Annotated in this window: 25 protein-coding genes, 1 tRNA gene, 1 pseudogene and 1 riboswitch; of the genes and pseudogenes, 17 read left to right on the top strand and 10 right to left on the bottom strand. The window is 46.9% G+C overall.

Features of this window, described 5'->3' with window-relative positions:
* Nucleotides 1-173, top strand: a pseudogene (locus tag EWV68_RS21930) (RNA-guided endonuclease TnpB family protein); the annotation flags it as partial.
* Nucleotides 174-243: 70 nt separating this feature from the next.
* Here the strand turns inward: EWV68_RS21930 and EWV68_RS14810 are convergent.
* Together EWV68_RS14810 and EWV68_RS14805 are read right to left on the bottom strand one after the other, a co-directional pair.
* On the bottom strand, nucleotides 244-1,416 hold the full coding sequence (locus tag EWV68_RS14810) for a CBS domain-containing protein (protein ID WP_287170250.1): 1,173 nt from the start codon (nucleotides 1,414-1,416) through the stop codon (nucleotides 244-246).
* A 223-nt stretch (nucleotides 1,417-1,639) separates the two neighbouring features.
* Nucleotides 1,640-2,095, bottom strand: a complete 456-nt coding sequence (locus EWV68_RS14805; protein ID WP_004162609.1) for a recombinase family protein — start codon at nucleotides 2,093-2,095, stop codon at nucleotides 1,640-1,642.
* Nucleotides 2,096-2,433: 338 nt separating this feature from the next.
* On the opposite strand from EWV68_RS14805, the gene trxA reads away from it, so the two are divergent.
* The 3 genes from trxA to EWV68_RS14790 all read left to right on the top strand — a co-directional run bounded on the left by trxA (nucleotide 2,434) and on the right by EWV68_RS14790 (nucleotide 3,967).
* A complete protein-coding gene (trxA, locus tag EWV68_RS14800; protein WP_287170249.1) occupies nucleotides 2,434-2,757 on the top strand; it encodes a thioredoxin in 324 nt (107 codons plus the stop codon).
* 213 nt (nucleotides 2,758-2,970) lie between these two features.
* Complete coding sequence (locus EWV68_RS14795) at nucleotides 2,971-3,297, top strand: hypothetical protein (protein ID WP_353737400.1); 327 nt, start codon at nucleotides 2,971-2,973, stop codon at nucleotides 3,295-3,297.
* 52 nt (nucleotides 3,298-3,349) lie between these two features.
* Complete coding sequence (locus tag EWV68_RS14790; RefSeq protein WP_008199826.1) at nucleotides 3,350-3,967, top strand: CP12 domain-containing protein; 618 nt, start codon at nucleotides 3,350-3,352, stop codon at nucleotides 3,965-3,967.
* Here the strand turns inward: EWV68_RS14790 and EWV68_RS14785 are convergent.
* The gene (locus EWV68_RS14785) at nucleotides 3,941-4,126 is read right to left on the bottom strand and encodes a hypothetical protein (protein WP_061431463.1); all 186 of its coding nucleotides are present in this window, start codon (nucleotides 4,124-4,126) and stop codon (nucleotides 3,941-3,943) included. The two genes, EWV68_RS14790 and EWV68_RS14785, sit on opposite strands and share 27 nt — an antisense overlap.
* The gene (locus EWV68_RS14780; protein ID WP_061431462.1) at nucleotides 4,089-5,021 is read right to left on the bottom strand and encodes a LysR family transcriptional regulator; all 933 of its coding nucleotides are present in this window, start codon (nucleotides 5,019-5,021) and stop codon (nucleotides 4,089-4,091) included. Before EWV68_RS14780 ends, EWV68_RS14785 begins: the two co-directional genes overlap by 38 nt.
* Before the next feature lie 230 nt (nucleotides 5,022-5,251).
* On the opposite strand from EWV68_RS14780, the gene EWV68_RS14775 reads away from it, so the two are divergent.
* From EWV68_RS14775 to EWV68_RS14760, 4 genes are all read left to right on the top strand, one after another.
* Entirely contained in the window at nucleotides 5,252-5,542 is a 291-nt protein-coding gene (locus EWV68_RS14775; RefSeq protein WP_287170248.1) for a sulfate permease, read from the top strand.
* Nucleotides 5,543-5,636: 94 nt separating this feature from the next.
* Entirely contained in the window at nucleotides 5,637-6,758 is a 1,122-nt protein-coding gene (locus tag EWV68_RS14770) for a sodium-dependent bicarbonate transport family permease (protein WP_287170247.1), read from the top strand.
* 75 nt (nucleotides 6,759-6,833) lie between these two features.
* Nucleotides 6,834-7,172, top strand: a complete 339-nt coding sequence (locus tag EWV68_RS14765) for a P-II family nitrogen regulator (protein ID WP_002757700.1) — start codon at nucleotides 6,834-6,836, stop codon at nucleotides 7,170-7,172.
* A 126-nt stretch (nucleotides 7,173-7,298) separates the two neighbouring features.
* Entirely contained in the window at nucleotides 7,299-8,714 is a 1,416-nt protein-coding gene (locus EWV68_RS14760) for a cation:proton antiporter (RefSeq protein ID WP_287170246.1), read from the top strand.
* Between the two features lie 76 nt (nucleotides 8,715-8,790).
* Here EWV68_RS14760 and EWV68_RS14755 read toward each other — a convergent pair whose 3' ends face one another.
* The 3 genes from EWV68_RS14755 to EWV68_RS14745 all read right to left on the bottom strand — a co-directional run bounded on the left by EWV68_RS14755 (nucleotide 8,791) and on the right by EWV68_RS14745 (nucleotide 10,923).
* A complete protein-coding gene (locus tag EWV68_RS14755; protein ID WP_079207017.1) occupies nucleotides 8,791-9,168 on the bottom strand; it encodes a hypothetical protein in 378 nt (125 codons plus the stop codon).
* Between the two features lie 42 nt (nucleotides 9,169-9,210).
* The gene (locus EWV68_RS14750; RefSeq protein WP_287170245.1) at nucleotides 9,211-10,098 is read right to left on the bottom strand and encodes an alpha/beta fold hydrolase; all 888 of its coding nucleotides are present in this window, start codon (nucleotides 10,096-10,098) and stop codon (nucleotides 9,211-9,213) included.
* Between the two features lie 117 nt (nucleotides 10,099-10,215).
* On the bottom strand, nucleotides 10,216-10,923 hold the full coding sequence (locus EWV68_RS14745; protein ID WP_287170244.1) for an SIMPL domain-containing protein: 708 nt from the start codon (nucleotides 10,921-10,923) through the stop codon (nucleotides 10,216-10,218).
* 346 nt (nucleotides 10,924-11,269) lie between these two features.
* Here EWV68_RS14745 and EWV68_RS14740 point away from each other — a divergent pair, with 346 nt between their 5' ends.
* The 7 genes from EWV68_RS14740 to EWV68_RS14710 all read left to right on the top strand — a co-directional run bounded on the left by EWV68_RS14740 (nucleotide 11,270) and on the right by EWV68_RS14710 (nucleotide 17,637).
* Entirely contained in the window at nucleotides 11,270-12,241 is a 972-nt protein-coding gene (locus EWV68_RS14740) for an RpnC/YadD family protein (RefSeq protein ID WP_287170243.1), read from the top strand.
* Nucleotides 12,242-12,384: 143 nt separating this feature from the next.
* Entirely contained in the window at nucleotides 12,385-12,690 is a 306-nt protein-coding gene (locus tag EWV68_RS14735) for a hypothetical protein (protein ID WP_287170242.1), read from the top strand.
* On the top strand, nucleotides 12,687-13,097 hold the full coding sequence (locus EWV68_RS14730) for a type II toxin-antitoxin system VapC family toxin (RefSeq protein WP_287170241.1): 411 nt from the start codon (nucleotides 12,687-12,689) through the stop codon (nucleotides 13,095-13,097). Before EWV68_RS14735 ends, EWV68_RS14730 begins: the two co-directional genes overlap by 4 nt.
* 428 nt (nucleotides 13,098-13,525) lie before the next feature.
* Nucleotides 13,526-14,128, top strand: coding sequence for a Uma2 family endonuclease (locus tag EWV68_RS14725; RefSeq protein ID WP_061431455.1), 603 nt, complete (start codon nucleotides 13,526-13,528; stop codon nucleotides 14,126-14,128).
* 173 nt (nucleotides 14,129-14,301) lie between these two features.
* A riboswitch (cyclic di-AMP (ydaO/yuaA leader) is annotated at nucleotides 14,302-14,436 on the top strand.
* A 107-nt stretch (nucleotides 14,437-14,543) separates the two neighbouring features.
* Entirely contained in the window at nucleotides 14,544-15,383 is an 840-nt protein-coding gene (gene ntrB / locus EWV68_RS14720) for a nitrate ABC transporter permease (RefSeq protein ID WP_061431454.1), read from the top strand.
* 4 nt (nucleotides 15,384-15,387) lie between these two features.
* Complete coding sequence (locus EWV68_RS14715; RefSeq protein WP_287170240.1) at nucleotides 15,388-16,791, top strand: CmpA/NrtA family ABC transporter substrate-binding protein; 1,404 nt, start codon at nucleotides 15,388-15,390, stop codon at nucleotides 16,789-16,791.
* A 9-nt stretch (nucleotides 16,792-16,800) separates the two neighbouring features.
* Nucleotides 16,801-17,637, top strand: a complete 837-nt coding sequence (locus EWV68_RS14710) for an ABC transporter ATP-binding protein (protein WP_108936657.1) — start codon at nucleotides 16,801-16,803, stop codon at nucleotides 17,635-17,637.
* A 102-nt stretch (nucleotides 17,638-17,739) separates the two neighbouring features.
* Here the strand turns inward: EWV68_RS14710 and murA are convergent, their stop codons facing one another.
* Nucleotides 17,740-19,053, bottom strand: a complete 1,314-nt coding sequence (gene murA, locus EWV68_RS14705; RefSeq protein WP_287170239.1) for a UDP-N-acetylglucosamine 1-carboxyvinyltransferase — start codon at nucleotides 19,051-19,053, stop codon at nucleotides 17,740-17,742.
* Between the two features lie 191 nt (nucleotides 19,054-19,244).
* Here murA and EWV68_RS14700 point away from each other — a divergent pair.
* Both EWV68_RS14700 and EWV68_RS14695 read left to right on the top strand, forming a co-directional pair.
* Nucleotides 19,245-19,328, top strand: a tRNA-Leu gene (locus EWV68_RS14700).
* A gap of 91 nt (nucleotides 19,329-19,419) precedes the next feature.
* The gene (locus tag EWV68_RS14695; RefSeq protein WP_287170251.1) at nucleotides 19,420-20,214 is read left to right on the top strand and encodes a TrmH family RNA methyltransferase; all 795 of its coding nucleotides are present in this window, start codon (nucleotides 19,420-19,422) and stop codon (nucleotides 20,212-20,214) included.
* 42 nt (nucleotides 20,215-20,256) lie between these two features.
* On the opposite strand, the gene EWV68_RS14690 is transcribed toward EWV68_RS14695, so the two are convergent.
* Entirely contained in the window at nucleotides 20,257-20,994 is a 738-nt protein-coding gene (locus EWV68_RS14690; RefSeq protein ID WP_103111103.1) for a TIGR02391 family protein, read from the bottom strand.
* Nucleotides 20,995-21,367: 373 nt separating this feature from the next.
* Entirely contained in the window at nucleotides 21,368-21,553 is a 186-nt protein-coding gene (locus tag EWV68_RS14685) for a hypothetical protein (RefSeq protein WP_002752778.1), read from the bottom strand.
* Between the last annotated feature and the right edge of the window lie 157 nt (nucleotides 21,554-21,710).

The following is a 21,710-nucleotide window of genomic DNA, read 5'->3' as shown; positions in this document are numbered from 1 at the left end:
CGGAAAGAGTTCACCGGTGTGATTCTTGCGGTCACATCGAACCAAGAGATACGGCATCAGCAAAGGTAATCGAGAACCGAGGAAAAAACGCGGTCGGACTGACCGTGTTAGAAAACGCTCGCGGAGGCGATTTGACGGGGATCGACCGGGTTAAACTCGGTCGATCTAGTTAAAAGCCTAAGAACCGAGAATCCCCCGCTACACCGCGCGAGCGGTTAGCGGGGGAGAGTCAATAGACCTCGTCTAAGAGCTAATTTCACGACCGAGGTACGCAAGCGTCTCTAGAACAGATTGAAGCAAAGATCGCCGCTGCTCGACGACAATATCTAAGTTAGCCAACATATACTTTACGTCTTTGTAGGCATTGTCCAGCAAGGCAAGTAATAATTCGCGATCTCCTGCGATGTCTTTTTGGGATGGATCACAAGTTGGTTGGGGTAATAAGTCCGCTGGTGGAGAAGGAAGGGAGGGCGATCGCTCGGACTCTAGCTGTTGAATCGTTTGTTGTAAATTTTCAATCACCCCATACATTTCCATCGGGTCAAAAACCCTTAACAGACTGGTTTGTGTAACAATGCCCAACCCCCGCCCCCAGTTCCAAGAAACCACCAAACGCCCCACCCGCCGTTTTTGCATTTCCTGATGGGCCGTCCACAGGGAATCCTCGGGGCTGAGGAGAAATAAGGGCGTACTCATCACCGTCTGGGCCCTAGTTTTGTGCAGATCGATTTGAACTGCTTGAAATTGGACAAGATCTCGCTCTGTCACAATACCAACGGGGTAGTCATTGTCTTCGGAATTTCTCTGGGTGATCACCACACAACTGACACGATGTTCCGCCATTAACTGGGCCAATTGCAGGACTGTGGCGGTGAGTGGGGCCTGTACCACTTGAGTGGTCATCACATCCGATACGCGACGAAACCGCAACAGATTGGCCGGACGCAAAATCTGGCGAATACTTTCATGGGAGATCACCCCGATTAACTGTCCTTGGTCATCGACAATCGGCAAATGGCGAATTCGGTAGCGCCGAAACAAAAACAGGGCGGCAAAAATGTCTTGAGCAGATTGCTGGGGCAACGTGATCAGGGGATGTACCATCACATCGGCAACGGTTGTCTCGGACAGGTTAATCCCTTGAGCGGTGAGTCGCACCACATCGCGTTCTGTCAAAATTCCTAATAACTCTTGCCCCTGCACCACCAGCAGACAGCTAACACGCACCTCTCCGGCCGGAGCAGCTAGAGGGGATAGGTCATCGGTGAGTAAACACAGACGGCTATGGGCCTGACCGATTAGGGCGATCGCATCCGCCAGAGAAGTGGTTGGCGGCACCGTCAAGGGTTGGCGATTGATCGCCTTTTCCAGATCGGGGGCCCAACTCAGAGGTGTATCGAGGGACATCAGCACCATCCTGCGATCGCAAAGGCCAAGATAGACAGAACAGCCACTGGGCAAAGAACCCCGGCTCTCAGAGTTGCCAAAACCCGTTCTAAAACTATCTCAAAGTGTAGCGTCATTTAACTTTTTCCTAAAATATGTAACGTTTTATTACAATTTTTATTAAACTCGTAAAGATTTTCGACCCACTTCGGTGTATCATAGAGGGATGTAACAGGGTAAAGCCTGAAACTTTTTATTTAGGGGTTATTGAGCCTCTAATGGTTTTAGGAGCGGCATCACCAGACGCTGGGGTGAGTACTTCCGAGTTATGCTCGGTCTGAGGGGTTACTCCGGAAATTCTGGACACCTTTCCATATAGTCGATCAAGCACCCGCTTTACGGAAATACGCTGCCATGGTTGACCACGTTTGGTGGTGTAGCCCTGTTCATTAAGCCAATCCGCGATCTTCTGCAAGGATTTCCCTGATTTGTGATGACGGCGAATCAGTTCAATGACCCGGCACTCTTCCGGATCATCCACTAATTCACCATCGATCGATCGTTGTCCAAAGGCAGGGGAGCCGTAGCCCGCATAACCACCGTTGCTTGCTTTTGCTTGTCTACCTTGTTCTAGCCGCTCCCAGGCAGATAAATCGTTTGAAGGGGTCGCTGTCATAGGGGATGTCAATGCAATGACTTGCAATACCATATTACCGTAACTTAACGTCGCAAATTTGTTTTGATTGGGAGCAGCCGATGACGACTTACAAAGTAAAACCCCTGCATGAGCAGGGACTAGATATCACCATCGATGTCTGGGACGACCAAACTATAGACGATACCCCCGGGAGGCGGACATTGACTGATGCCATTTTTTTCTATTCATAGTCCTGTACCTCAACCCCTCTCCCTTTCTGGGGGAAAGTTAAAGAGGCCAAGGCCAAGCATTTTTAGATGAGGAGCGGTTCAAAGCTGAATTTATATTGTAAAACGCACCGAGAAGAGAATTTGTCCTAAGTTACACAGCATCAATCTGGAGATATAAACATGGGTACGGCTACATTTATTCAAGATGAAAGTGAATTTGATTCCCTGTTAAAGAGTGAATCACTGTTGGTGGTAGATTGCACGGCAACCTGGTGTGGACCTTGCAAACTGGTGGCGCCGTTGATCGATCGATTGGCCGATGACTATCGCGATCGCGCCAAAGTCTTCAAACTTGACCTGGACAGTAACAAACCCGTAGCCAAACGCTTTGGGATTAGAAGTATTCCGGCTGTCATGGTATTTAAACAGGGGAAATTGATAGAAACATTAGTTGGGGTTAAACCCTATGAAGAATTTACCGCTGCAGTAGAACGACAATTATAGTCTTCCACTCTGGACAAACGTCCGACCTTAACCCTTTACCCTTTCGGGAGCATCTCATTCTTGTTTTAATTCTCCATGTACGCAGTCTTTAAAAGCCTCGATTTCGTTCCAAGACACGATTAAGAGTGGCTTTTAGGCTAAGTATAATTACTTATCGCGTAAGTGAGATGCTCCCAACCCTTTCCTTCTCACACCACTATTCAATTTTGAGGTATGGCGATGAACAAGCTGATAGAAATTCGATGTCCCAACTGTGGCAGCGTAGCTCAAAGGCTCTTGAGCGATCGCCTACCCGCAGGATATAAGTGTCCGGCCCGGCAGGTTGCTCAGACGGAATGCCCAGTGTGTGATTATTTCATCGCCATGTGTTGGCAAAACGGCGCTGTGCTGGAGGCCTATGCTCCAGGCATTCAGGGGAACACAGCCGCCGCTACCCCGTCCCAGCCAAAATCAGCGAGCGCCCATTGGCCCTGGTCATCTCTGTTGACAGTGGCACTCAGCCCACAAGAGTCTAGGAAATTGCTATCGGGACAACCCTAGTCAACTTTTGCATTTATACCAGTTCTTTCATTTAAAAAAAACCAAACCATATATGCTACAAGCTCAAGAAATTATGACCCAAAACGTTGTCACCATTCGTGGTTCGGCAACGGTTGCCGATGCCGTGAAATTGATGAAAGAAAAAAAACTGCGGGGGTTGATTGTCGAACCGCGCCATGAACAGGACCCTTATGGAATTGTCACCGAAACCGACATCGTTTACAAAGTGGCGGCCTTTGGCCACGATCCTAAAACTATGCGGGTCTATGAAATTATGGCCAAGCCCTGTGTGGTCGTCAATCCCGAACTGGGGGTGGAATATGTGGCTCGGTTATTTGCTCAAACCCGCATTCGCCGCGCCCCCGTGATTCAGGGCAAAACTTTGCTGGGCATTATTTCTGTCAGTGATATTCTCTTCAAGAGCGATTTTGTCGAAAAGCCCAAGCGGTTGTTCATTGAAGATGAAATTGAAGCAGCCCGCGAAGACGCGCGGGCAATTTGTGCGGCCAAGGGTGAAATCTCTCCCGATTGCGCCGCAGCCTGGGATGTGGTGGAGGAACTCCAAGCGGAAGCCTCCCATCAACGGGTCAAAAAACAGGGGAATAACTCACTCCAGTCCTACTGCGAAGCCAATCCTGATGCCTTAGAGTGCCGCATTTATGAGGATTAAATCCTGGCGGGTTTTGGGAGAATCGATCGCCTTGAGGATTTCGCCGATCGGTTTCCCCACGCGATCGAGTTCTCGAACATTCTCCACCTTTTCGGATGCGATATAGATTGATCGCTTGCGCTTACCGAATTCGACTTGATCGGGGGTCTGTGGGTACATACACCCCTAATTCCCCTGAGAGGAGATAATCAAGAAAAGTCTTGGCGATCACGGATAGTTTTTTATCCTTGGGATAAACCACATACCAATGGCGTTGGATGGGAAAATCTTCCACGTCAAGGATGGTAAATTCCCCATGAGGATTATCTAAATTTAAGACGTGCTGAGACAGAACCGAAATTCCTAAACCACCGGCGACCGCTTGTTTAATGGCTTCATTATTGCCGATTTCCAAACGCAAAGATACAGTGATGCCATGGTCGAGAAAAATTTGCTGCACTGCCCGTCTAATTCCCGATCCCATTTCCCGCATGATAAAAGGTTCCCCTTGCAGCCGTTTAATCGGAATTTTTTTCTGTCCCGCTAGGGGGTGATCTTTGCGGGCAATAACCACAAGGGGGTTTTCCAGAAACGGTTGAATCTCCAGGTTTAGATCTTCGGGGGGTTCGCTTAAAATATATAGGTCATCAACATTATTGATTATCCTTGCTTCTAGATCTTGGTGATTGGTCAATTCTAGGGACACATCCACCCCTTGGTACTGTTGACAAAAAGGACCTAGGATCTGAGGGATTAAATATTGGGCTGTGGATACCGCCGCTAAACGCAGTTTACCCTGTTTAATCCCCTTGATATCAGCGATCGCCATCTCAAAGTTATCAAGATCCTTGAGGACTGCCTGACAGGTTACTAATAAACTGCGTCCGGCCTCGGTTAAATACAAACGTTTGCCTATCTGTTCGAATAAGGGCAGACCCACTGCTTTAGTCAGTTGTTTCATCTGGGTGGAAACCGTGGGTTGGGTGATCGATAGTTCTTCAGCAGCTTTGGTGAAACTGCCATGACGAGCGGTCGCTTCAAAGACAATCAGTTGATGTAAAGTGGCGTGAATCAAGAGAGGCCTCTAGAGCGCTACACTTCTGTTACTGCCTTGAGGAGCTTTGCTAAACAGAAGCAGGAATGGAGGGGAACGGGTGAAAACTTCCCACACTGCTTATATCATAGGTTTAAATCAATACTTTTGTAAAGATATATCGATTCAAACTCAATTTACAAAAATTTGCTTGTCAAGATATCCGTTCTAGTATAGATTTATAACAATCGATCTTTAAAAACCATAAAGTTTTGTCTATCAAGGCTGGTCTGTCAACCGCCGGCTTTGTTGTGGCAAAAAATCCTTTGCTCAGTTGGATTCTCATGCAAATAACCAATCGTACTCATTTTGACAATTTGCGGGGTGATATCTTCCGTGGTGTAACAGCTGCCATCGTTTATCACCCTCTAGCTCTCGCCTTCGGGGTAGCTTCTGGGACGGCGATCGGGGCCAGTTTAACCGCCAAAAATCCCGAATTAGGCTTACCTGCGGACTTGACGCTGTCCAAAGTTCTGCCCGCAACAGGTTTGCTTAAGGGGTAAAGGGCCTTACTCTTACTCTCTTTCAGCTTTTGAAGGTTGATTTAGTTCGTTTATATTCAATACTCCTCATCAGGGGAGGCTTAAGGAGGTATTCGTGGATTTTTTCTCATTGTTTGTCATGGACTTTATCCAGCAGTTGCAGTCGCCAACGCTGGCCTTTTTGATTGGTGGGATGATCATTGCTGCTCTCGGGAGTGAATTGGTAATTCCAGAGTCGATTTGTACGATCATCGTCTTCATGCTGCTGACCAAAATCGGTCTGACCGGCGGGATTGCCATCCGCAATTCCAACCTGACGGAAATGGTATTACCAATGATCTTTGCCGTCATAGTAGGGATTATTGTGGTCTTCGTCGCACGCTATACCTTAGCCAATCTGCCCAAGGTGAAAGTGGTCGATGCGATCGCAACTGGGGGGTTATTTGGAGCCGTGAGTGGCTCGACTATGGCAGCCGGTCTGACGGTACTCGAAGAACAAAAGATCCCCTACGAGGCCTGGGCTGGCGCACTCTATCCTTTTATGGATATCCCGGCGCTGGTAACGGCGATCGTGGTGGCTAACATTTATCTTAACAAGAAGAAAAACAAAGAAGCGGCCTACGACCGCGAGTCTTTTAGCAAGCAGCCGGTGGCGGCCGGGGATTATTCCGATCAGCAGGATTATCCCAGCAGTCGGCAGGAGTATCTCAGCCAGCAGCAGCCGGCGGATAATCGGGTCAAGATCTGGCCGATCATTGAGGAAAGCCTGCGCGGACCGGCCCTATCGGCCATGTTATTAGGTTTGGCTTTGGGCATATTCACCCAGCCGGAAAGTGTCTATAAAAGCTTCTACGATCCCCTCTTTCGCGGCTTGCTTTCGGTCTTGATGCTGGTCATGGGAATGGAGGCTTGGTCAAGGGTTGGTGAACTGCGTAAGGTGGCCCAGTGGTATGTCGTCTATAGCGTCATAGCACCGTTTATACATGGTCTAATCGCCTTCGGTCTCGGCATGATTGCCCACTACGCCACCGGGTTCAGCTGGGGGGGTGTGGTCATGCTGGCCGTCATCGCTTCCTCTAGTTCCGACATCTCTGGACCACCCACGTTGCGGGCCGGTATCCCGTCGGCTAATCCCTCCGCCTATATAGGTGCGTCCACGGCCATCGGTACGCCCGTAGCGATCGGCTTGTGCATACCGTTCTTCGTTGGTCTCGCCCAGGCCCTCAGCGGCGGCTAGGATTGTGGTCGGTGGGAGCTCCCTTGACGGGGTCTACCAAGCAAATAAATGTACACATTTAAGGAGATAATCAACATGGCCAAACCAGCCAAAAAGCTCGTCATCGTCACAGAAAAGATTTTGTTGAAAAAAGTCGCCAAGATCATCGAAGAATGCGGGGCGAGTGGTTACACGGTGATGGATACTGGCGGTAAAGGCAGTCGCAACGTGCGCTCGTCGGGACAACCCCACGTTTCCGAAACCGATACGAATGTTAAGTTCGAGATACTTACCCCCGATCGAATTATGGCCCAAAATATTGCCAAGCAGGTTGCCGATCAGTTTTTCCTCAATTTTGCGGGCATGATCTATCTCTGTGATGCGGAGGTTCTGTACGGACAGAGTTTCTGTGGACCAGAGGGCTGTGAAATCTAGACAACTAAGCTTGTCTTGATCCGGGCCACCGCATCCCCAGCCTGACTGTCCTTGAGCGGTGGCCCTTTTTCCTATCCCCCAGTTTTATGACCACCTGAAATCTTTAACCCTCATCCCTTTAAACTGATGATTTTGTCCCCTATTCTGCCTCCTTCGATCGGGGAGATAGCAGCCCCCATGACTCCGCTCCCCTTGCTCGCCACCGTTGTGGCCGAGGATTCACCGATTATTCTCTCCGGCGTATTGCTGACACTGGTGGTGATTTATCTGGCCAGCAAGCTCGGCGCAGAGGCCGCCAGACGATTGGATTTTCCTCCCGTACTGGGAGAACTGGTCGCCGGTGTGATCGTCGGCGTTTCGGCACTGCATCTGCTCATCTTTCCCGAAGGGGGGCTATCGGCCTCCGACTCGCTGATTATGACGGTACTGCAAGGATTGAATCAATTGGCCCCGGCTGCCGTGGACCGGATCTTTGAGTCCCAAAGTGAAGTGATTTCGGTTCTAGCTGAAATCGGTGTGATTATTCTGCTGTTTGAAATTGGCCTAGAATCCGACCTGCGACAACTCAAGGAAGTGGGAATTCAAGCCACGGTTGTGGCCTGTGTGGGGGTTGCGGCACCTTTTGCGGCAGGTACGGCCGGGTTAATGCTCGTCTTTCATGTGGCGGCTATCCCGGCGATTTTTGCAGGGGCTGCCTTGACAGCAACCAGTATCGGTATTACCTCGAAGGTGTTGTCCGAGTTAGGTCAACTCAAATCCAAAGAAGGGCAAATTATTGTCGGTGCGGCGGTGATCGATGATGTCCTTGGTATTATTGTTCTGGCTGTGGTCGCTAGTTTAGCCAAAACCGGTGAGATTGATGTGACCAATGTTATTTATCTGATTGTCAGCGCTACGGCCTTTTTGATCGGATCAATTTTGTTGGGAGGTATTTTTAACAAAAGTTTTGTGGCGATCGTGGAGCGGCTGAAAACGCGGGGAAATATTGTTATTCCCGCATTTGTCTTCGCTTTCTTTATGGCATTTTTGGGTAACGCCATTCATCTTGAAGCGATTTTAGGGGCCTTTGCCGCTGGTTTGGTGCTTGATGAAACCGATACCCGCAACGAGTTGGATGAGTTGATCAAACCGATCGCCGATTTGCTTGTGCCGATTTTCTTTGTGACGGTGGGAGCGCGTGCCGACCTCGGTGTTTTAAACCCAACGGTACCGGAGAATCGGGCCGGACTTTTGATCGCTGTCTTTTTGATGGTTGTGGCGATTATCGGTAAACTGGTGACGGGCTGGGCAGTTTTTGGCATATCCGGAATCAATCGTCTCGCCATCGGTGTGGGCATGATTCCCCGGGGTGAGGTGGGTCTAGTTTTTGCTGGGATTGGCTCGGCCAGCGGAATTTTGGACAAGCCTTTGGAGGTGTCGATTATTATTATGGTGATCCTGACCACTTTCCTCGCTCCTCCCTTCCTCAGAATTGCTTTTGGTAAGACGGAAGCTGTTCCCGAAACCTTGGAAAGCAAGGAACAGGCTCATCCTATTCCTTAATTTTGCGGGTAAAATCTGATTTTTTAGACGAGGCTGAAAATACTTCAGCCTTTTTTGTCGACGATAGTTCCGGGATTTATCGGTTAGAAAGACCGCAGTTTCCCCGCGACCAACCCCATTCTTCCACTCCCACGGAAATTTGCGAACCGGGACGGACATCTCCTTTCGATAAGTCTATCAGGGTCACACTGACTGCGGCGAATAAACTGCCACGATAAATCGGTTGTCCTTTGTTGTTAGTATTTTTAAAGCTAAGGCTAGAAACTTGGGGAGGTTGACCGGAACGCGTCCAGCGAATGCGTTCAAAACGTCCATTGAGAAATTCTGCCGAATAGGACCAACCGTTATTCATGCGGCCTTGACAAAAAAGCTGTTGTGTGGCTACGGTAGCAGGAATATTGACAGATAAACTCAGAAGGCTGAATGCAGCGAGAGCGATCGGCAAAAATTTCATAAAAGTTGGCACTATAGGGTCAAATAATCCTATTATAAGTTTTTAGCTCGCAAATTTAACTATTGCGGCCGCGGTAAGTTCCGGTTTTTCGAGGTGGGGAACATGACCACAGCGAGGAATCCAGACCAGTTGATTATTAGGTAAAGCCTGCTGAAATTTCTTCGCGTCTTTTGTGCCTAAAATTTGATCGTTTTCTCCCCAAATAATCAGAGTTTCTCGGTTTATTTGGCTTAATTGCGGCAAAAATGACCCATAACCGCCACTTTTGGTAAAGGAGATTAAAGCCTCACTCCAGTGGGGACAATTCAGGTGCAGACTAGCACAGGTGCAAGCATCAACACTAGCCAAAGTTGGATCGAAATAGGCGGTACGACTGATATTTTGGCGCACGCGGGGATTGGCTAAAAAATTAGTTGCCCACTTATCGAGGGGAGAAAACATCAATTTACCCAAAACTGGGGGATTAGCTAGTCCTGCGCTGTCAATGAGGACTAATTTCGCCACTATTTCCGGGTAGGAGAGGGCAAAATCGAGGGCCACTGCACCCCCCATGGAAGCACCGACTAAAATTATCGGTTCGGCGATCGCAGTTCTCCAGAAATGGTAAAGATGGCTTTTAATAGTTTTCGGAGATACTTCTAAATCTGGCTCTCGCTCAGTAAAACCGAAGCCGAGTAGATCTATCGCCCAAGTTTCCCTATTTTGGGCGATTAAAGGTAGTAAACGCCGAAATTCCAGCAGGGAACTATCAAAACCGTGCAGGAGGAGAAAAGGCGGTTGACCTTGCCCTTGTTGACTATAGGTAGTTAGAATCGATCGGGGATAGATAGGGCTATCGATGGCAATTTGCTGGATATTCTGGAGGAGAGCAAGGGAGGTATCTTCACTCAATCCCTCGCTAACAGTGGGTAAAAAGTTAGGATAATTCACGGATGAGGGGGACAGTTTTTTCTAGAGTTTCCGAACATCGGCGTTGATTTTATCAGCCTGTATCCAAGATTTCCGCTCAAAAAACCCCAGGCTGATAACTGATAGCTGAAAGTTATCTTAATAGCTAATTTCGAGGGTGACAGCAGCGCGCAGGGTTTGTTCCCCTCCGATAACCGGGCTACTGGCAGCATCGGCACTCCGAAAAACCGCTTCTGAGCGGGCTATTGGCACGGGATTACCGGTATTACCCACTTGGATAGAAACCGTTTCTTTCGGCACTAAACCGAGGGCTTGTAACACGATTGTGGCCTGTTCTCTAGCTTGTTCCGTGGCCTTGATGAGAGCGGTTCTTTGGGCAGCTGCGATCGCTGATTCTCCGGCAGTAAAACTGACCCCATCGATGCGTGTTGCCCCGACTTTCACCGCTTCATCGATTAAAATCCCCGCTTGGGCTATATCGATCTGAAAACTAATCAAATTAGCCCCGATATAACCGATTAAACGTCTTTGGTTGTTGCTGTAGTCATAATTGGGCTGTAAACTGATGCCGGTGGTTTCCAATTTTTCCACTTGACGGGAACGGAGAAATTTAACCACCGCATCGCTACGATTGGCGGTTTCCCGCTGCACCTTACCCGCTTCTTTGTCTTGAACTTCTACCCCTAAGCGCACTATTGCTTGAGAAGTGGCGATATTTTCTATTCCTTCCCCCGTCACGGTAATTGTCCTCAATTCTCTTTCGTTTGCGTAACTAGGCATAACTAATCCGGTGTTGATGAGGATAAGGGACAGCAAAAAAGCCAAGCAAAATTTTCTGTAATTCATGAAAAATCCGTAGCGATCAATACTATATTTCGATTCTAGCCTTTATTTTGGGCAATTGATCGCAAGATTATCTCTTTTCTGTCACTTTCGCAATATTGGTGACTAAGCTCTGGGAACTTGAGAAGGGGCCTTTAAGCAAGATTGGTTCCCACACCGCTGCTATTGTACCTCATCTATCCGATCAACGCTATCCTTGGCATCAACGAGCCAGAAAAGTTACCTCCGTCCCTAAATGTCCTGCATTATCTTTAATTTAAACCTAGTTGATTAAAAAGATAAATTCTCAAAACTTGCTATGATCTAACAAGATTGTTAATGCACTTTCTCGGCTTAATTATCCCCTGCAATGACACGCCAAATTCACGACCAATTTGCCAAGGAATATTTAGAAGAACTCTTAGCGTCTCTAGGGACGATTAAAAAGAGCAAGAAAGTCAAGAGTGAAGTCCAAGAAATCGATGTCTGGTTTGAACCAGCCAGTTCAGCATCAAGGACTGAATTACCCTTGGGGTTACTCGGTAAAATGGCGGCGACTTGCTGCTTATTTGAACCTTTCCGTAACCCACCCTCCGAGGTAGAGATTCGCAGTTGCATCTCAAAGTTATATGCGGTTCATGGCGAGGTCTTGAGGAAGGCGAAACGGACAAACAAAACTCTAACCGAAGCTGAACTACCAGTTGTCTGGATTTTAACGCCTACTTTTTCGGGGAGAATGATTGAAGAAGTCGTGGGAATCCCCCCTTCATTCCTACCAGAAGAGGGGATGAAAGAGGAGTGGGGAAAAGGAGTTTATTTTTCCCCTAGCCTGTTCAAAACAGGAATCGTCGCCATCCATCAATTACCAGTCAATGAGGAGACTTTATGGTTGAGGGTGCTAGGGAAAGGAGGGACACAGAAACGAGCAGTAGAAGAATTAGTGCAATTGCCTGAAGGTAATCCTTTCCAAGAGAATTTACTGGAAATTCTGGCCAACTGGCGCAAGAGTTTGGAATTAAGAGATAATTTAAGTACCGAAGAACAGGAGGACATTATGAACCTATCACCAGCTTATTTACAACAACGAGAAGAGTGGAAACAAGAAGGGATACAAGAAGGGATACAACGAGGGATACAAGAAGGGATGCAACGAGGCAGTTTAGAAGGACAACTATCGCTGATAACCAGTCTTCTGGAAGGACGGTTTGGCCCCCTAGATACAGAATTATCTGGTCTGGTGGGACAGATTGCCCAACTTCCCATCTCGGAACGCACCGGGTTACTTCTTTCTCTGGCCAATTTATCTCGCTCAGAACTGTTAGAAAGATTCAGGGAAAATTAAACTTTCAATCCCAATCTCAAAAACAGACAATTAAAATTCCCGATGAACAATCATTTCCAAATCCTGAAGAACCTTAAATGTCCTGCTTATTTTGCTAGACTAAAGAAGTCCCAATTCTTGATTAGCCTGAGATAGGAAGGATTATGGTCAATCAAATCAGCATTGTCATCTCCAAGAATCCCGACGGATATTCACTCAAATCTCCTGAATTAGCAGCAATTGATTACCAGGAGAGCTCTCTAGAAGGCGTTTTAAATCGACTGAAAGATGCCCTGGAAACTCATCTGATGGCTTCTGATATATCTCAAGAGGAGACTGGAGAATCAATTTTAAAGATAGTTGATAGGTTGAATCTGAACTTCCCTGAAGAAGAACTTGAGCCGCTTCCATCTGACGGTGCAGAAGAGCATGACCATTATCTTTATGGGAGTCCCAAGAAAAGGCAATGAAACAAATTTTTGCCGACACTTTCTACTGGGTTGCTTTAATCAATCCCCAAGATAATTGGCATCAACAAGCCAGAGAAGTTACGTCCAGTCTCAAAAACGTTAAACTTGTGACGACGGATCAAGTTTTGGTAGAGCTACTGAATTTTATGTCAGTCCGGGGAGCAAATCGGAAGCGACGTACTGTCGAATTTATCGATAATCTGCTCCAGAATCCCCGCCTTCAAGTCATTCCGCAAAACCTGGAATCATTCCTGCAAGGATTCGAGTTATACCGCCGCCGTCCAGACAAAGAATATAGCCTGACAGATTGTATTTCAATGACGGTCATGCAGCGCTTAAAAATCAGTCAAGTGTTAACTCACGACAATCATTTTCAGCAAGAGGGTTTCATAATTCTATTTGAATAACAGAGGGAAAATTAAACTTTCAGTCCCCCTAAGCTAGGAAAAACTATCCCCAAGCATTAATAGTAGTTTGTCGGCTGAATTATGGACAAATCTCGCTCACGGAACAGTGAACAATCAACAGTCAACTGATAAAAACCCCTCCAATTAATGAAGGGTAATTGTGGGATTTTATTGATGGTATTAGGAGACTTTTGTGGTTTCTTTTTCTGAAAAGACGGACAACAGAAAATCACACACTCCCCATAAAAACTGTATTCTAAGCTACATTTTTATAAATATTTACATTCCTCTCCGTCAGGCTTCTTTAGCAAGGTTAAGAGCGATCGCCTTCTATCTTTTAGTAGTCAATAATGCCGTTGACAAGAGCTAAGTTAAGATTGAAGGGCATTCAGTTGTTAATTCGTGTAATTCTTGAGTAGGGCGAAAATATGACGACACTACTTGTGCAAGCGACCTCGGCTCCTTTGATGATTGATCTTCCTTGGATTATGCCGATGACGGAGGAGCAATTTTATGAATTTTGTTTAGCCAATCGAGATTTACGCATTGAACGCAGCGCTAGTGGAGAAGTGATCGTTATGCCTCCTGCTTTTTCAGATACGGGTAATCGCAATTTTAATATAGCTCTGCAACTGGGGAACTGGTCAGAACTAGATGGAACGGGGCTTGGGTTTGATTCCAGTGCGGGTTTTACGCTGCCCAATGGTGCGACTCGTTCACCGGATGCTGCTTGGATTAAATTAGAACGCTGGAATGCTTTAACAGAAAAACAAAAAGCCTCTTTTGCCCCCATCTGTCCCGATTTTGTCATTGAATTGCGTTCTGCTAGTGATACGGTATCCAGTTTGCAGAAAAAGATGGAGGAATATATTGCCAATGGTACTTTATTGGGCTGGTTAATTGATCGCCAAAATCGCCAAGTCTATATTTATCGTCCCTATCGAGAACCGGAGATTTTAAATGCTCCTGAAACCATTAGTGGTGATCCAGAATTGCCGGGGTTTGTATTAGTAATGGCTAAGATTTGGTAAATGCGATCGCTGCGGACTCCTGTTATGAATTATGAATTATGAATTGGGGAAGTGGGGAGTGGGTTTTTAAAGTTGGATTGGGAGTTAATCATACTGTTAAAAAATGATTTAGTATCAGGGGCGACCGGGATTTTCCCACAACTCGATCGAATGTGTTATCATTCTTGGCAAATAGAGTAAGTCAGCCTAATTCAACCGTGGTCTGTTGAAGCGGAGGAACCGAATTTGGGGCGCATTTCAGTCAATGAAAAGGACATCTCTCAGTCCTAGCCCGTCAGCTAACTTCGTCGGCATTGGGGGAAGACTGAAGAGAAACAGAATAGGAAATATTCCTGTAAATATTCTGACTCTTTCAGGATTCTTGGTTGGTACTGCTCATTATCTGTACCTCGATCCTTATATAAGGGTAAATAACATGAATATTGCGGCTATTTTAGTCGCTGGGCGTGCCACAGGCAGGCAAGCGAAAGCTTGGCTGTTTAAGGATGTGGTACTGTATCCGGCGATGGGTTTTATCGGTCTGATTACCCTCTGGTGGATGATTGCGACTTTCCGAAGTGAATTGATGCCCAATCCTTGGCAGGCCTTGACTAGCAATCTCGATTATATTCTCCATCCCTTCTATCGTCGCGGTCCGGGCAATCTCGGCATCGGTTGGCTATTGCTGGCCAGTTTGCGACGCGTCTTAATCGGTTTTCTGTTGGGAGCATTAGTGGCTATTCCGGTCGGGTTTCTCATCGGGCTATCCCGGCCGGCTATGCTCATCCTCAATCCGATCATTCAAATTCTACGCCCCGTTTCCCCCCTAGCTTGGCTACCCATCTCTCTGGCCATGTTTGGAGTCGCGGAACCCTCGGCCATTTTTGTGATTTTTATCACCTCCCTCTGGTCAACCATGATTAATACAGCCCTAGGAGTCGGTAGTGTACCCAAAGACTATATCGATGTGGCCAGAGTCCTAGAAATGCCCAAATATCGCCAGATTTTTAAAATTATCCTCCCCGCTAGTTTGCCTTACATTTTTACGGGATTGCGCTTAAGTTTAGGAATTGCTTGGCTAGTCATCGTAGCCGTGGAAATGTTAACCGGAGGTGTGGGAATCGGGTTTTTTCTTTGGGATGAGTGGAATCGCTTAAACCTTAGTTCCGTCTTTCTGGCGGTGATTGTCATCGGCGTTACCGGTTTAATCCTCGATTACCTAATTAGCCGTTTACAAGTCCTTGTCACCCATCGTCCTGCTAAACCGGGCAGTTAATACCATGATTCCCCCCATATCTAGACGTACCTTCCTTCAGGGATTGGGGACGACTTTGGTTACTGGTAGCCTGACTGCCTGTACTATCAATGCCAGTCGCAACCCGACGGGATTAACCGAGGCAGCCCTAGCCGTAACCCCGATTATCGATCCGAAAACCCTAGAAAAACCTAACCTCACCGTGGGATATGTCCCCGTCAATGATTGCGCCCCCTTCGCCGTCGCCTGGGAAAAAGGCTTTTTTCGTAAGTATGGACTGAATGTCACCCTCAGTCGGGAAGCAAGTTGGGCGAATTCCCGTGATGGGATTATCTTCGGACGCTTGGACGCTTCTCCCGTGGTCTCCGGGGCGATTACCAATGCGAGGACGGGGGCAGAAGGGGCGCGGGTTGCCCCTCTGTGTGGGGCGATGACTATTCATCGTCACGGTAACGCTATGACCATGAACCGGCCGATGTGGGATTTTGGCCTTCGACCTTGGCGAGAGTATAATGGCGATCTTGAGCAAGCGGGCCGGCAACTGCAAGCCTATTTCCAGAGTATCCCCCCGGAAGAGCGCATCTGGGCAGCGGTCTTGAGTTCCTCCATCTATGAATACTTCCTGCGTTACCTGACGGCATCGATGGGCATTAATCCGATCGAAGAATTTCGTCTTTTGATTATTCCGCCGCCGCAGATGGTCAACAATATGCGTATTGGCACAATGCAGGCTTATATGGTGGCCGAACCCTGGAACACTAGGGCGATTAGGGGTAACGAAGGGGTCGGTTTTACCTTTGCCCAGGGACGGGAAATCTGGCAAGGACACCCCGATCGCATTCTAGCGGTGATGGAGTCCTTTATCGAAGAAAACCCGAAAACCTATCGCTCTTTAGTCAAAGCGATGATTGAAGCTTGTCAGTATTGCGATCGACCTGAAAATCGAGAGGAAGTAGCGACGATCATTTCCGGGCGCTCGTTTACAGGGGCAAAACCACAATTTACCCGCCCCGGCATCGTTGGGGATTACAACTATGGGGGTTTCGATGATCGAAAACGTCTGGTTGAGGATCTAGCGACGACAATTTTTTTCGCCATGCCGAAAGATATTGCCAAAGCCGATCACGATCATTCTACCTTTCTCTGGCAATCCGAAAGTCTTTGGTTAATCACCCAAGCCGCTCGCTGGGGACAGATTGCTGAAATACCCAAAAATGCGGAAGAAGTAGCCAAAAAAGCTTGGAAAACCGATTTATACCGTCAAATCGCCAACGATATGGGTATTGTTTCTCCCAGCGAGGATTATTACGTCGTACCGCCGGGGGCTTTTATCGATCAAAAAGCTTTTGATCCTAGCGATCTCGTCGGTTATCTCAACAGTTTTGAAATTCGCGCCAATTCACCTCAATTCTTTTATTTGCAGGGATAATTAATTATTATGGCCCAATTCTCCTCTGTTCCTAACTCGCTCTCAAGTTCCTTTTCCGGGGAGGAATTTTTAGAGATTAAAAATATCGTTAAAGCTTATCCTAAGGCTGATGGCAGCAATTTTGTTGTCCTCGATGGGGTCAATCTAACTATTGGTTCCCAGGAATACATTTCGGTGATCGGTCATTCCGGTTGCGGCAAATCGACGCTTTTAAAAATTATTGCCGGTTTAGAACAAGCCTCCTCGGGACAGGTCACTTTAGAAGGAAAGTTAATTCGTAAACCGGGGGCTGACCGCATGATGGTTTTTCAACATTATTCTCTTTTGCCCTGGTTGACAGTGCGAGAAAATATTCGCTTGGCGGTGGATGAAGTTCTTAAAAGTGCTAGTAAAGTTGAAAAAAATAGCCTTGTTAATGAACATTTAGCTATGGTGCATTTAACGGCCGCTGCTGATAAATATCCCGAAGAAATCTCCGGCGGAATGAAGCAGCGGGTGGGCATCGCTCGCGCTTTGGTAACTCGACCGAAAATGCTATTAATGGATGAACCTTTTGGGGCTTTAGATGCTTTAACTAAGCGAAAATTACAACAGGAAGTGCTGAAAATTTGGGAGAGTCACCGGCAAGCGGTGATTATGATTACCCATGATGTAGATGAGGCAATTTTCATGTCCGATCGCATTGTTTTAATGACCAATGGGCCCCATGCTAATATCGGTGAGATTTTAACGGTTCCTTTTCCCCATCCCCGGGATCGTCACGCCATGCGAGAAACTCAAGAATATTATGATTTAAGAAATCATGCTCTGGATTTTCTAGAGCGTTATTTTACAGCAGATGAATAGGCGGTGAAAAAGTCAGATAATATCTGTCGGGCCGAAGCATTCGGATGGGAAATCTACGGTTTCAGCGATAGGTTATTGCCCGAATGCTTCGCCCTTTTTCTGTTAAGATGGGGACAGGGTAGCCAATTCTAAGGCTAAAGGATCAACCCGGCGTAAATTTGCCCCTAATGCTCTTAATTTACCCTCTAAATTATCGTAACCTCGATCGAGGTGATGGAGTCCCTGCACAATAGTAGTCCCCCGGGCTGCTAATCCTGCCACCACCAAAGCTGCCGAAGCGCGTAGATCCGTGGCCATCACCGGAGCCCCGGAGAGGAAAGGCACACCGCGCACTAAGGCCACATTTCCTTTGACCTTGATATCTGCTCCCAGACGCTTTAATTCGGCCACATGACGCAGACGATTTTCAAAAACCGTCTCATTAACCACGCTACTGCCCTCGGCTAAAGTTAATAGAGCCATAAATTGGGCCTGCATATCCGTGGGAAAACCGGGATAGGGCAGGGTTTCGATATCGGTGGCTTTTAAGTCTTTAGGGATAATCCGGAGACGATTAGGACCATCTTCCACCACTTCCGGACCGATTTCGTGCAGTTTGGCAATTACCGAAGCTAAATGGCTGGGAATCACGGGATAAAGACTAATTTCTGAGCGGGTAATCGCCCCGGCTATCAGTAAAGTCCCAGCTTCAATGCGATCGGGAATGATACTGTAATCGGTACTGTGCAGACGGGAAACTCCCTCGATGACAATTGTATTGGTCCCGGCACCGCGAATTTTTGCCCCCATGGAAACACAAAAATTGGCTAAATCAATCACCTCCGGCTCCTGGGCCGCATTACCGAGAATGGTTTCCCCAAACGCTAAAGTCGCCGCCATCATTAGGGTTTCCGTCGCTCCCACACTGGGATAATCCAGATAAATATTCGCCCCTTTCAGACGACCATTACCCTTAACGCGGGCGTGTACCATGCCACGATCAATTAATACATCTGCACCCATTGACTGTAGGCCTCTAACGTGCAGATCCACTGGTCTGGCCCCAATGGCGCAGCCGCCGGGGAGGGGAACTTTTGCTTCTCCTAAACGGGCTAAAATCGGTCCAATGGCAAAAAAACTGGCCCGCAACTGGGAGACGAGATCGTAGGGTGCTTGAGCTTGTTTGAGGTCTCTGCCATCAATCTCTAGTCTATCTCCGGTGCGACTGACTTGCACGCCCAAAGCCGAGAGAATTTGACTCATCCGCTCGATATCGGCCAGGGCAGGTACATTACTAATCTGGCACTCGTCGGAGCAGAGTAAAGCCCCCGCCATAATCACTAGAGCGGCATTTTTGGCACCACTGATCTTGACTTCACCCTTGAGAGAGTGACGACCTTGAATTTCTAAATAGGGATGCTCGGTATCGATGGTCATAGGATGATTCATTTATCTTGGTTGGCAGTCTTGGCTAAGGAGAGCTTTGGCAAAATGACACTGCATTTTATCAGATTTTTGAGGAAATTATTGGTGATTCTACCCCGAAAAGCGATTTTTGTCTTAATTATCTGAACTATCTTGACTTATGGATTGTCCGATAGTATAATAAAAGATTGTGAAAGAAAAATGCGGAACTGGCGGAATTGGTAGACGCGCTAGATTCAGGTTCTAGTGTCTGCAAAGACTTTCGGGTTCAAGTCCCGAGTTCCGCATTATCTCCCTCAAGACGCAGTGGTTTAGCGTAGCCCTAGCGGGGTGAAAAATCCGATTGGCTATAATCTCGATCGCTCTCCTGTAACGGCTATGATTAGCAGTGTTCAAAACCCTTTAATCAAGCAAATTCGCAAGCTACACCGCACTAGAGAGCGACAGGAGCAGAATTTGTCCTTAATTGAGGGAACCCACTTACTAGAGACGGCTTTAGCCGTGAATTGTTCCCTAGAGACGGTTTGTTATACTGAAAAGTGGCAGCAAAGACAGGGAGAATTAGCAGAGAAGCTTCAAAATCAAGCCAAACGAGTCGAGATAGTTTCCCCGGAAGTCCTCGCTTCCCTAGCAACCACGGTTAACCCCGATGGTGTGATTGCCACTATTGCCCGTGATCACCTTCATCCAGTCCCCCAAAATCCGCTACAATTGGGCTTAGTTTTGGAAAGATTGCAGGATCCAGGCAATCTCGGCACTATTATTCGCACTGCTGTGGCTACAGAGGTACAGGGTATCTGGTTAAGTCTTGATAGCGTCGAAATCGATAATCCCAAAGTGATCCGCAGTTCCGCCGGGGAATGGTTTCGATCGCCCCTAGTGGTAGAATCGGATTTATCGGCTTTGGTGAAAAAATATCAAGCACAGGGGGTAAAAGCGATCGCGACTTTACCCACAGCCACCAAAAGCCATTGGGAGATTGATTTTACCCGTCCGACTTTAATATTATTAGGCAATGAAGGAGCCGGTTTATCGCCCCAATTAGCGACTTTAGCCGATGAAACGGTGAAAATTCCCCTCTTTGGTGGTGTGGAATCTTTAAATGTTGCGATCGCTACTGCTGTCATCCTCTACGAAGCTAGAAGACAATTATCCTACAGTAGGGTGGATTAGCTTCAGCGTAATCCACCGTTAAACCAGACAAGAATTAGAGATTTATGTATTCTCGTTTTCTGTCTCCCAATCTAAATTATCTAGCATCTTCAACAATAAATTAATGAATACGATAATTTCTCCACCCTCCTCTGGTTTAGGATCGATGAATCGATGAGCGTAACGGTTACGAAAAAGCTTCATTGTACCCGAATATAAATCACGGTATGCCTCTAATTCTTCTGATGGAAGCTTATCTTTTTGTAGAGATTTATTGCTTCCAAAAATTAGGTTAACAATACCATTACCCGTGGCTTTTTGATTAATATTATCTATATTTCCCAGTTTCCTCATGCGGTCTTCTAAAACCACTGTCGCATTGCGAATCGCAGTATCCCACGCTTTTGGATTATCTCCACCCGCACTCACAGAAAAACGGACTCTCTCCCATAGTTCGCAGTCTAAATGTTCAACTTCAGTCAAGGGAATTAGATGACGAATAGCCGAGCGATTGGGTTCAGCAAAGTTAGAATCAACCGCTTCATAAGCTTTTCCTGTTAGAGCGCACTTGTATTCATCCGAGGCTATTGTTTGCAAATTAATATAACCAGATTTTTCTAATCCACCGAGCGTTGGGAATTCGACCTCAGGACAGCTATCAGAACCCGTGTAATTTGGCCAACTAGGACCTCCGAAAACCTGACAACCCCACAAAATATTGTCCTCGGCGGGAAAATAACCAGCCCGTACTCCTTCAACTATCCATCGCAAAAGGTTTTTTTGTTTTTCTGTTAAGGTCATATTTATACCTCGAAAGGTAAAGAACAGTACTATTATACTATGTACTTTTGATTTTCGTAACGGGAATTTGCTAAAATTGACATCTATATAGGGTCTGCTGAAAAAGTACGGGCGAAGCATTCGGATAGAAAATCTACGGTTTCACCGATAGGTTATTGCCCGAATGCTTCGCCCCTACAGGACACGGGCCGATGAAGACGCAAGGTTTTGAACGAAGATTCTCTCAAAATCTTGCACCTGTGAGAGCAAAACAGAACCCTAAAACCCTTACCTCGTCTATATTTTACATTTATTCAGCAAGCCCTATATAAATCCCTCGGATAGGTGAAACTGTTTCTATGAATAGTGAAATTTGAGACAGTCAACCAATTTTTTACACTTCCGTTTTTTTGGCAAGTTTTGGCGGAATTTGCGCGGCTGTTAAGGTGACAATTTGACCATCTTTGAAAATGCTGATAGATTCTCCTAAGAGGCGGTGTCTCTCAATTGCTTCTGCGATTGCGACTCTAACACCTGTATCGATTCGTTCCGATAATTTATCAGGAATTGGCTCAGTCATGGGCTGCCTCGGTTATTTGTTGCCAGATAGAGGAGTCATAGTTGACATCCTCGCCGCCCTAAAAGTGCGGCGATTCCTAAACCTCACGATTTAAGTTTCTGCTTCCACCACCGTCGCATACCACAGTTAAAAAACCATGTACTGTCTTACACAGAGT

Source organism: Microcystis sp. M_QC_C_20170808_M9Col, assembly GCF_007095495.1.
GTDB classification, from domain to species: Bacteria; Cyanobacteriota; Cyanobacteriia; order Cyanobacteriales; family Microcystaceae; genus Microcystis; species Microcystis aeruginosa.
This window is presented reverse-complemented; position numbering and strand designations above follow the sequence as displayed.

Bases quoted from the DNA above. Each gene is read 5' to 3' on its own strand.
- ntrB (WP_061431454.1), top strand. From the start codon at position 14,544: ATGAATATTGCGGCTATTTTAGTCGCTGGGCGTGCCACAGGCAGGCAA.
- EWV68_RS14690 (WP_103111103.1), bottom strand. From the start codon at position 20,994: ATGACCTTAACAGAAAAACAAAAAAACCTTTTGCGATGGATAGTTGAA.
- EWV68_RS14790 (WP_008199826.1), top strand. From the start codon at position 3,350: ATGCTACAAGCTCAAGAAATTATGACCCAAAACGTTGTCACCATTCGT.
- EWV68_RS14765 (WP_002757700.1), top strand. From the start codon at position 6,834: ATGGCCAAACCAGCCAAAAAGCTCGTCATCGTCACAGAAAAGATTTTG.
- EWV68_RS14725 (WP_061431455.1), top strand. From the start codon at position 13,526: ATGACGACACTACTTGTGCAAGCGACCTCGGCTCCTTTGATGATTGAT.
- EWV68_RS14810 (WP_287170250.1), bottom strand. From the start codon at position 1,416: ATGGTGCTGATGTCCCTCGATACACCTCTGAGTTGGGCCCCCGATCTG.
- EWV68_RS14785 (WP_061431463.1), bottom strand. From the start codon at position 4,126: ATGTACCCACAGACCCCCGATCAAGTCGAATTCGGTAAGCGCAAGCGA.
- murA (WP_287170239.1), bottom strand. From the start codon at position 19,053: ATGACCATCGATACCGAGCATCCCTATTTAGAAATTCAAGGTCGTCAC.
- EWV68_RS14745 (WP_287170244.1), bottom strand. From the start codon at position 10,923: ATGAATTACAGAAAATTTTGCTTGGCTTTTTTGCTGTCCCTTATCCTC.
- EWV68_RS14740 (WP_287170243.1), top strand. From the start codon at position 11,270: ATGACACGCCAAATTCACGACCAATTTGCCAAGGAATATTTAGAAGAA.
- EWV68_RS14760 (WP_287170246.1), top strand. From the start codon at position 7,299: ATGATTTTGTCCCCTATTCTGCCTCCTTCGATCGGGGAGATAGCAGCC.
- EWV68_RS14735 (WP_287170242.1), top strand. From the start codon at position 12,385: ATGGTCAATCAAATCAGCATTGTCATCTCCAAGAATCCCGACGGATAT.
- EWV68_RS14755 (WP_079207017.1), bottom strand. From the start codon at position 9,168: ATGAAATTTTTGCCGATCGCTCTCGCTGCATTCAGCCTTCTGAGTTTA.
- EWV68_RS14730 (WP_287170241.1), top strand. From the start codon at position 12,687: ATGAAACAAATTTTTGCCGACACTTTCTACTGGGTTGCTTTAATCAAT.
- EWV68_RS14795 (WP_353737400.1), top strand. From the start codon at position 2,971: ATGGCGATGAACAAGCTGATAGAAATTCGATGTCCCAACTGTGGCAGC.
- EWV68_RS14710 (WP_108936657.1), top strand. From the start codon at position 16,801: ATGGCCCAATTCTCCTCTGTTCCTAACTCGCTCTCAAGTTCCTTTTCC.
- trxA (WP_287170249.1), top strand. From the start codon at position 2,434: ATGGGTACGGCTACATTTATTCAAGATGAAAGTGAATTTGATTCCCTG.
- EWV68_RS14805 (WP_004162609.1), bottom strand. From the start codon at position 2,095: ATGGTATTGCAAGTCATTGCATTGACATCCCCTATGACAGCGACCCCT.
- EWV68_RS14695 (WP_287170251.1), top strand. From the start codon at position 19,420: ATGATTAGCAGTGTTCAAAACCCTTTAATCAAGCAAATTCGCAAGCTA.
- EWV68_RS14715 (WP_287170240.1), top strand. From the start codon at position 15,388: ATGATTCCCCCCATATCTAGACGTACCTTCCTTCAGGGATTGGGGACG.
- EWV68_RS14685 (WP_002752778.1), bottom strand. From the start codon at position 21,553: ATGACTGAGCCAATTCCTGATAAATTATCGGAACGAATCGATACAGGT.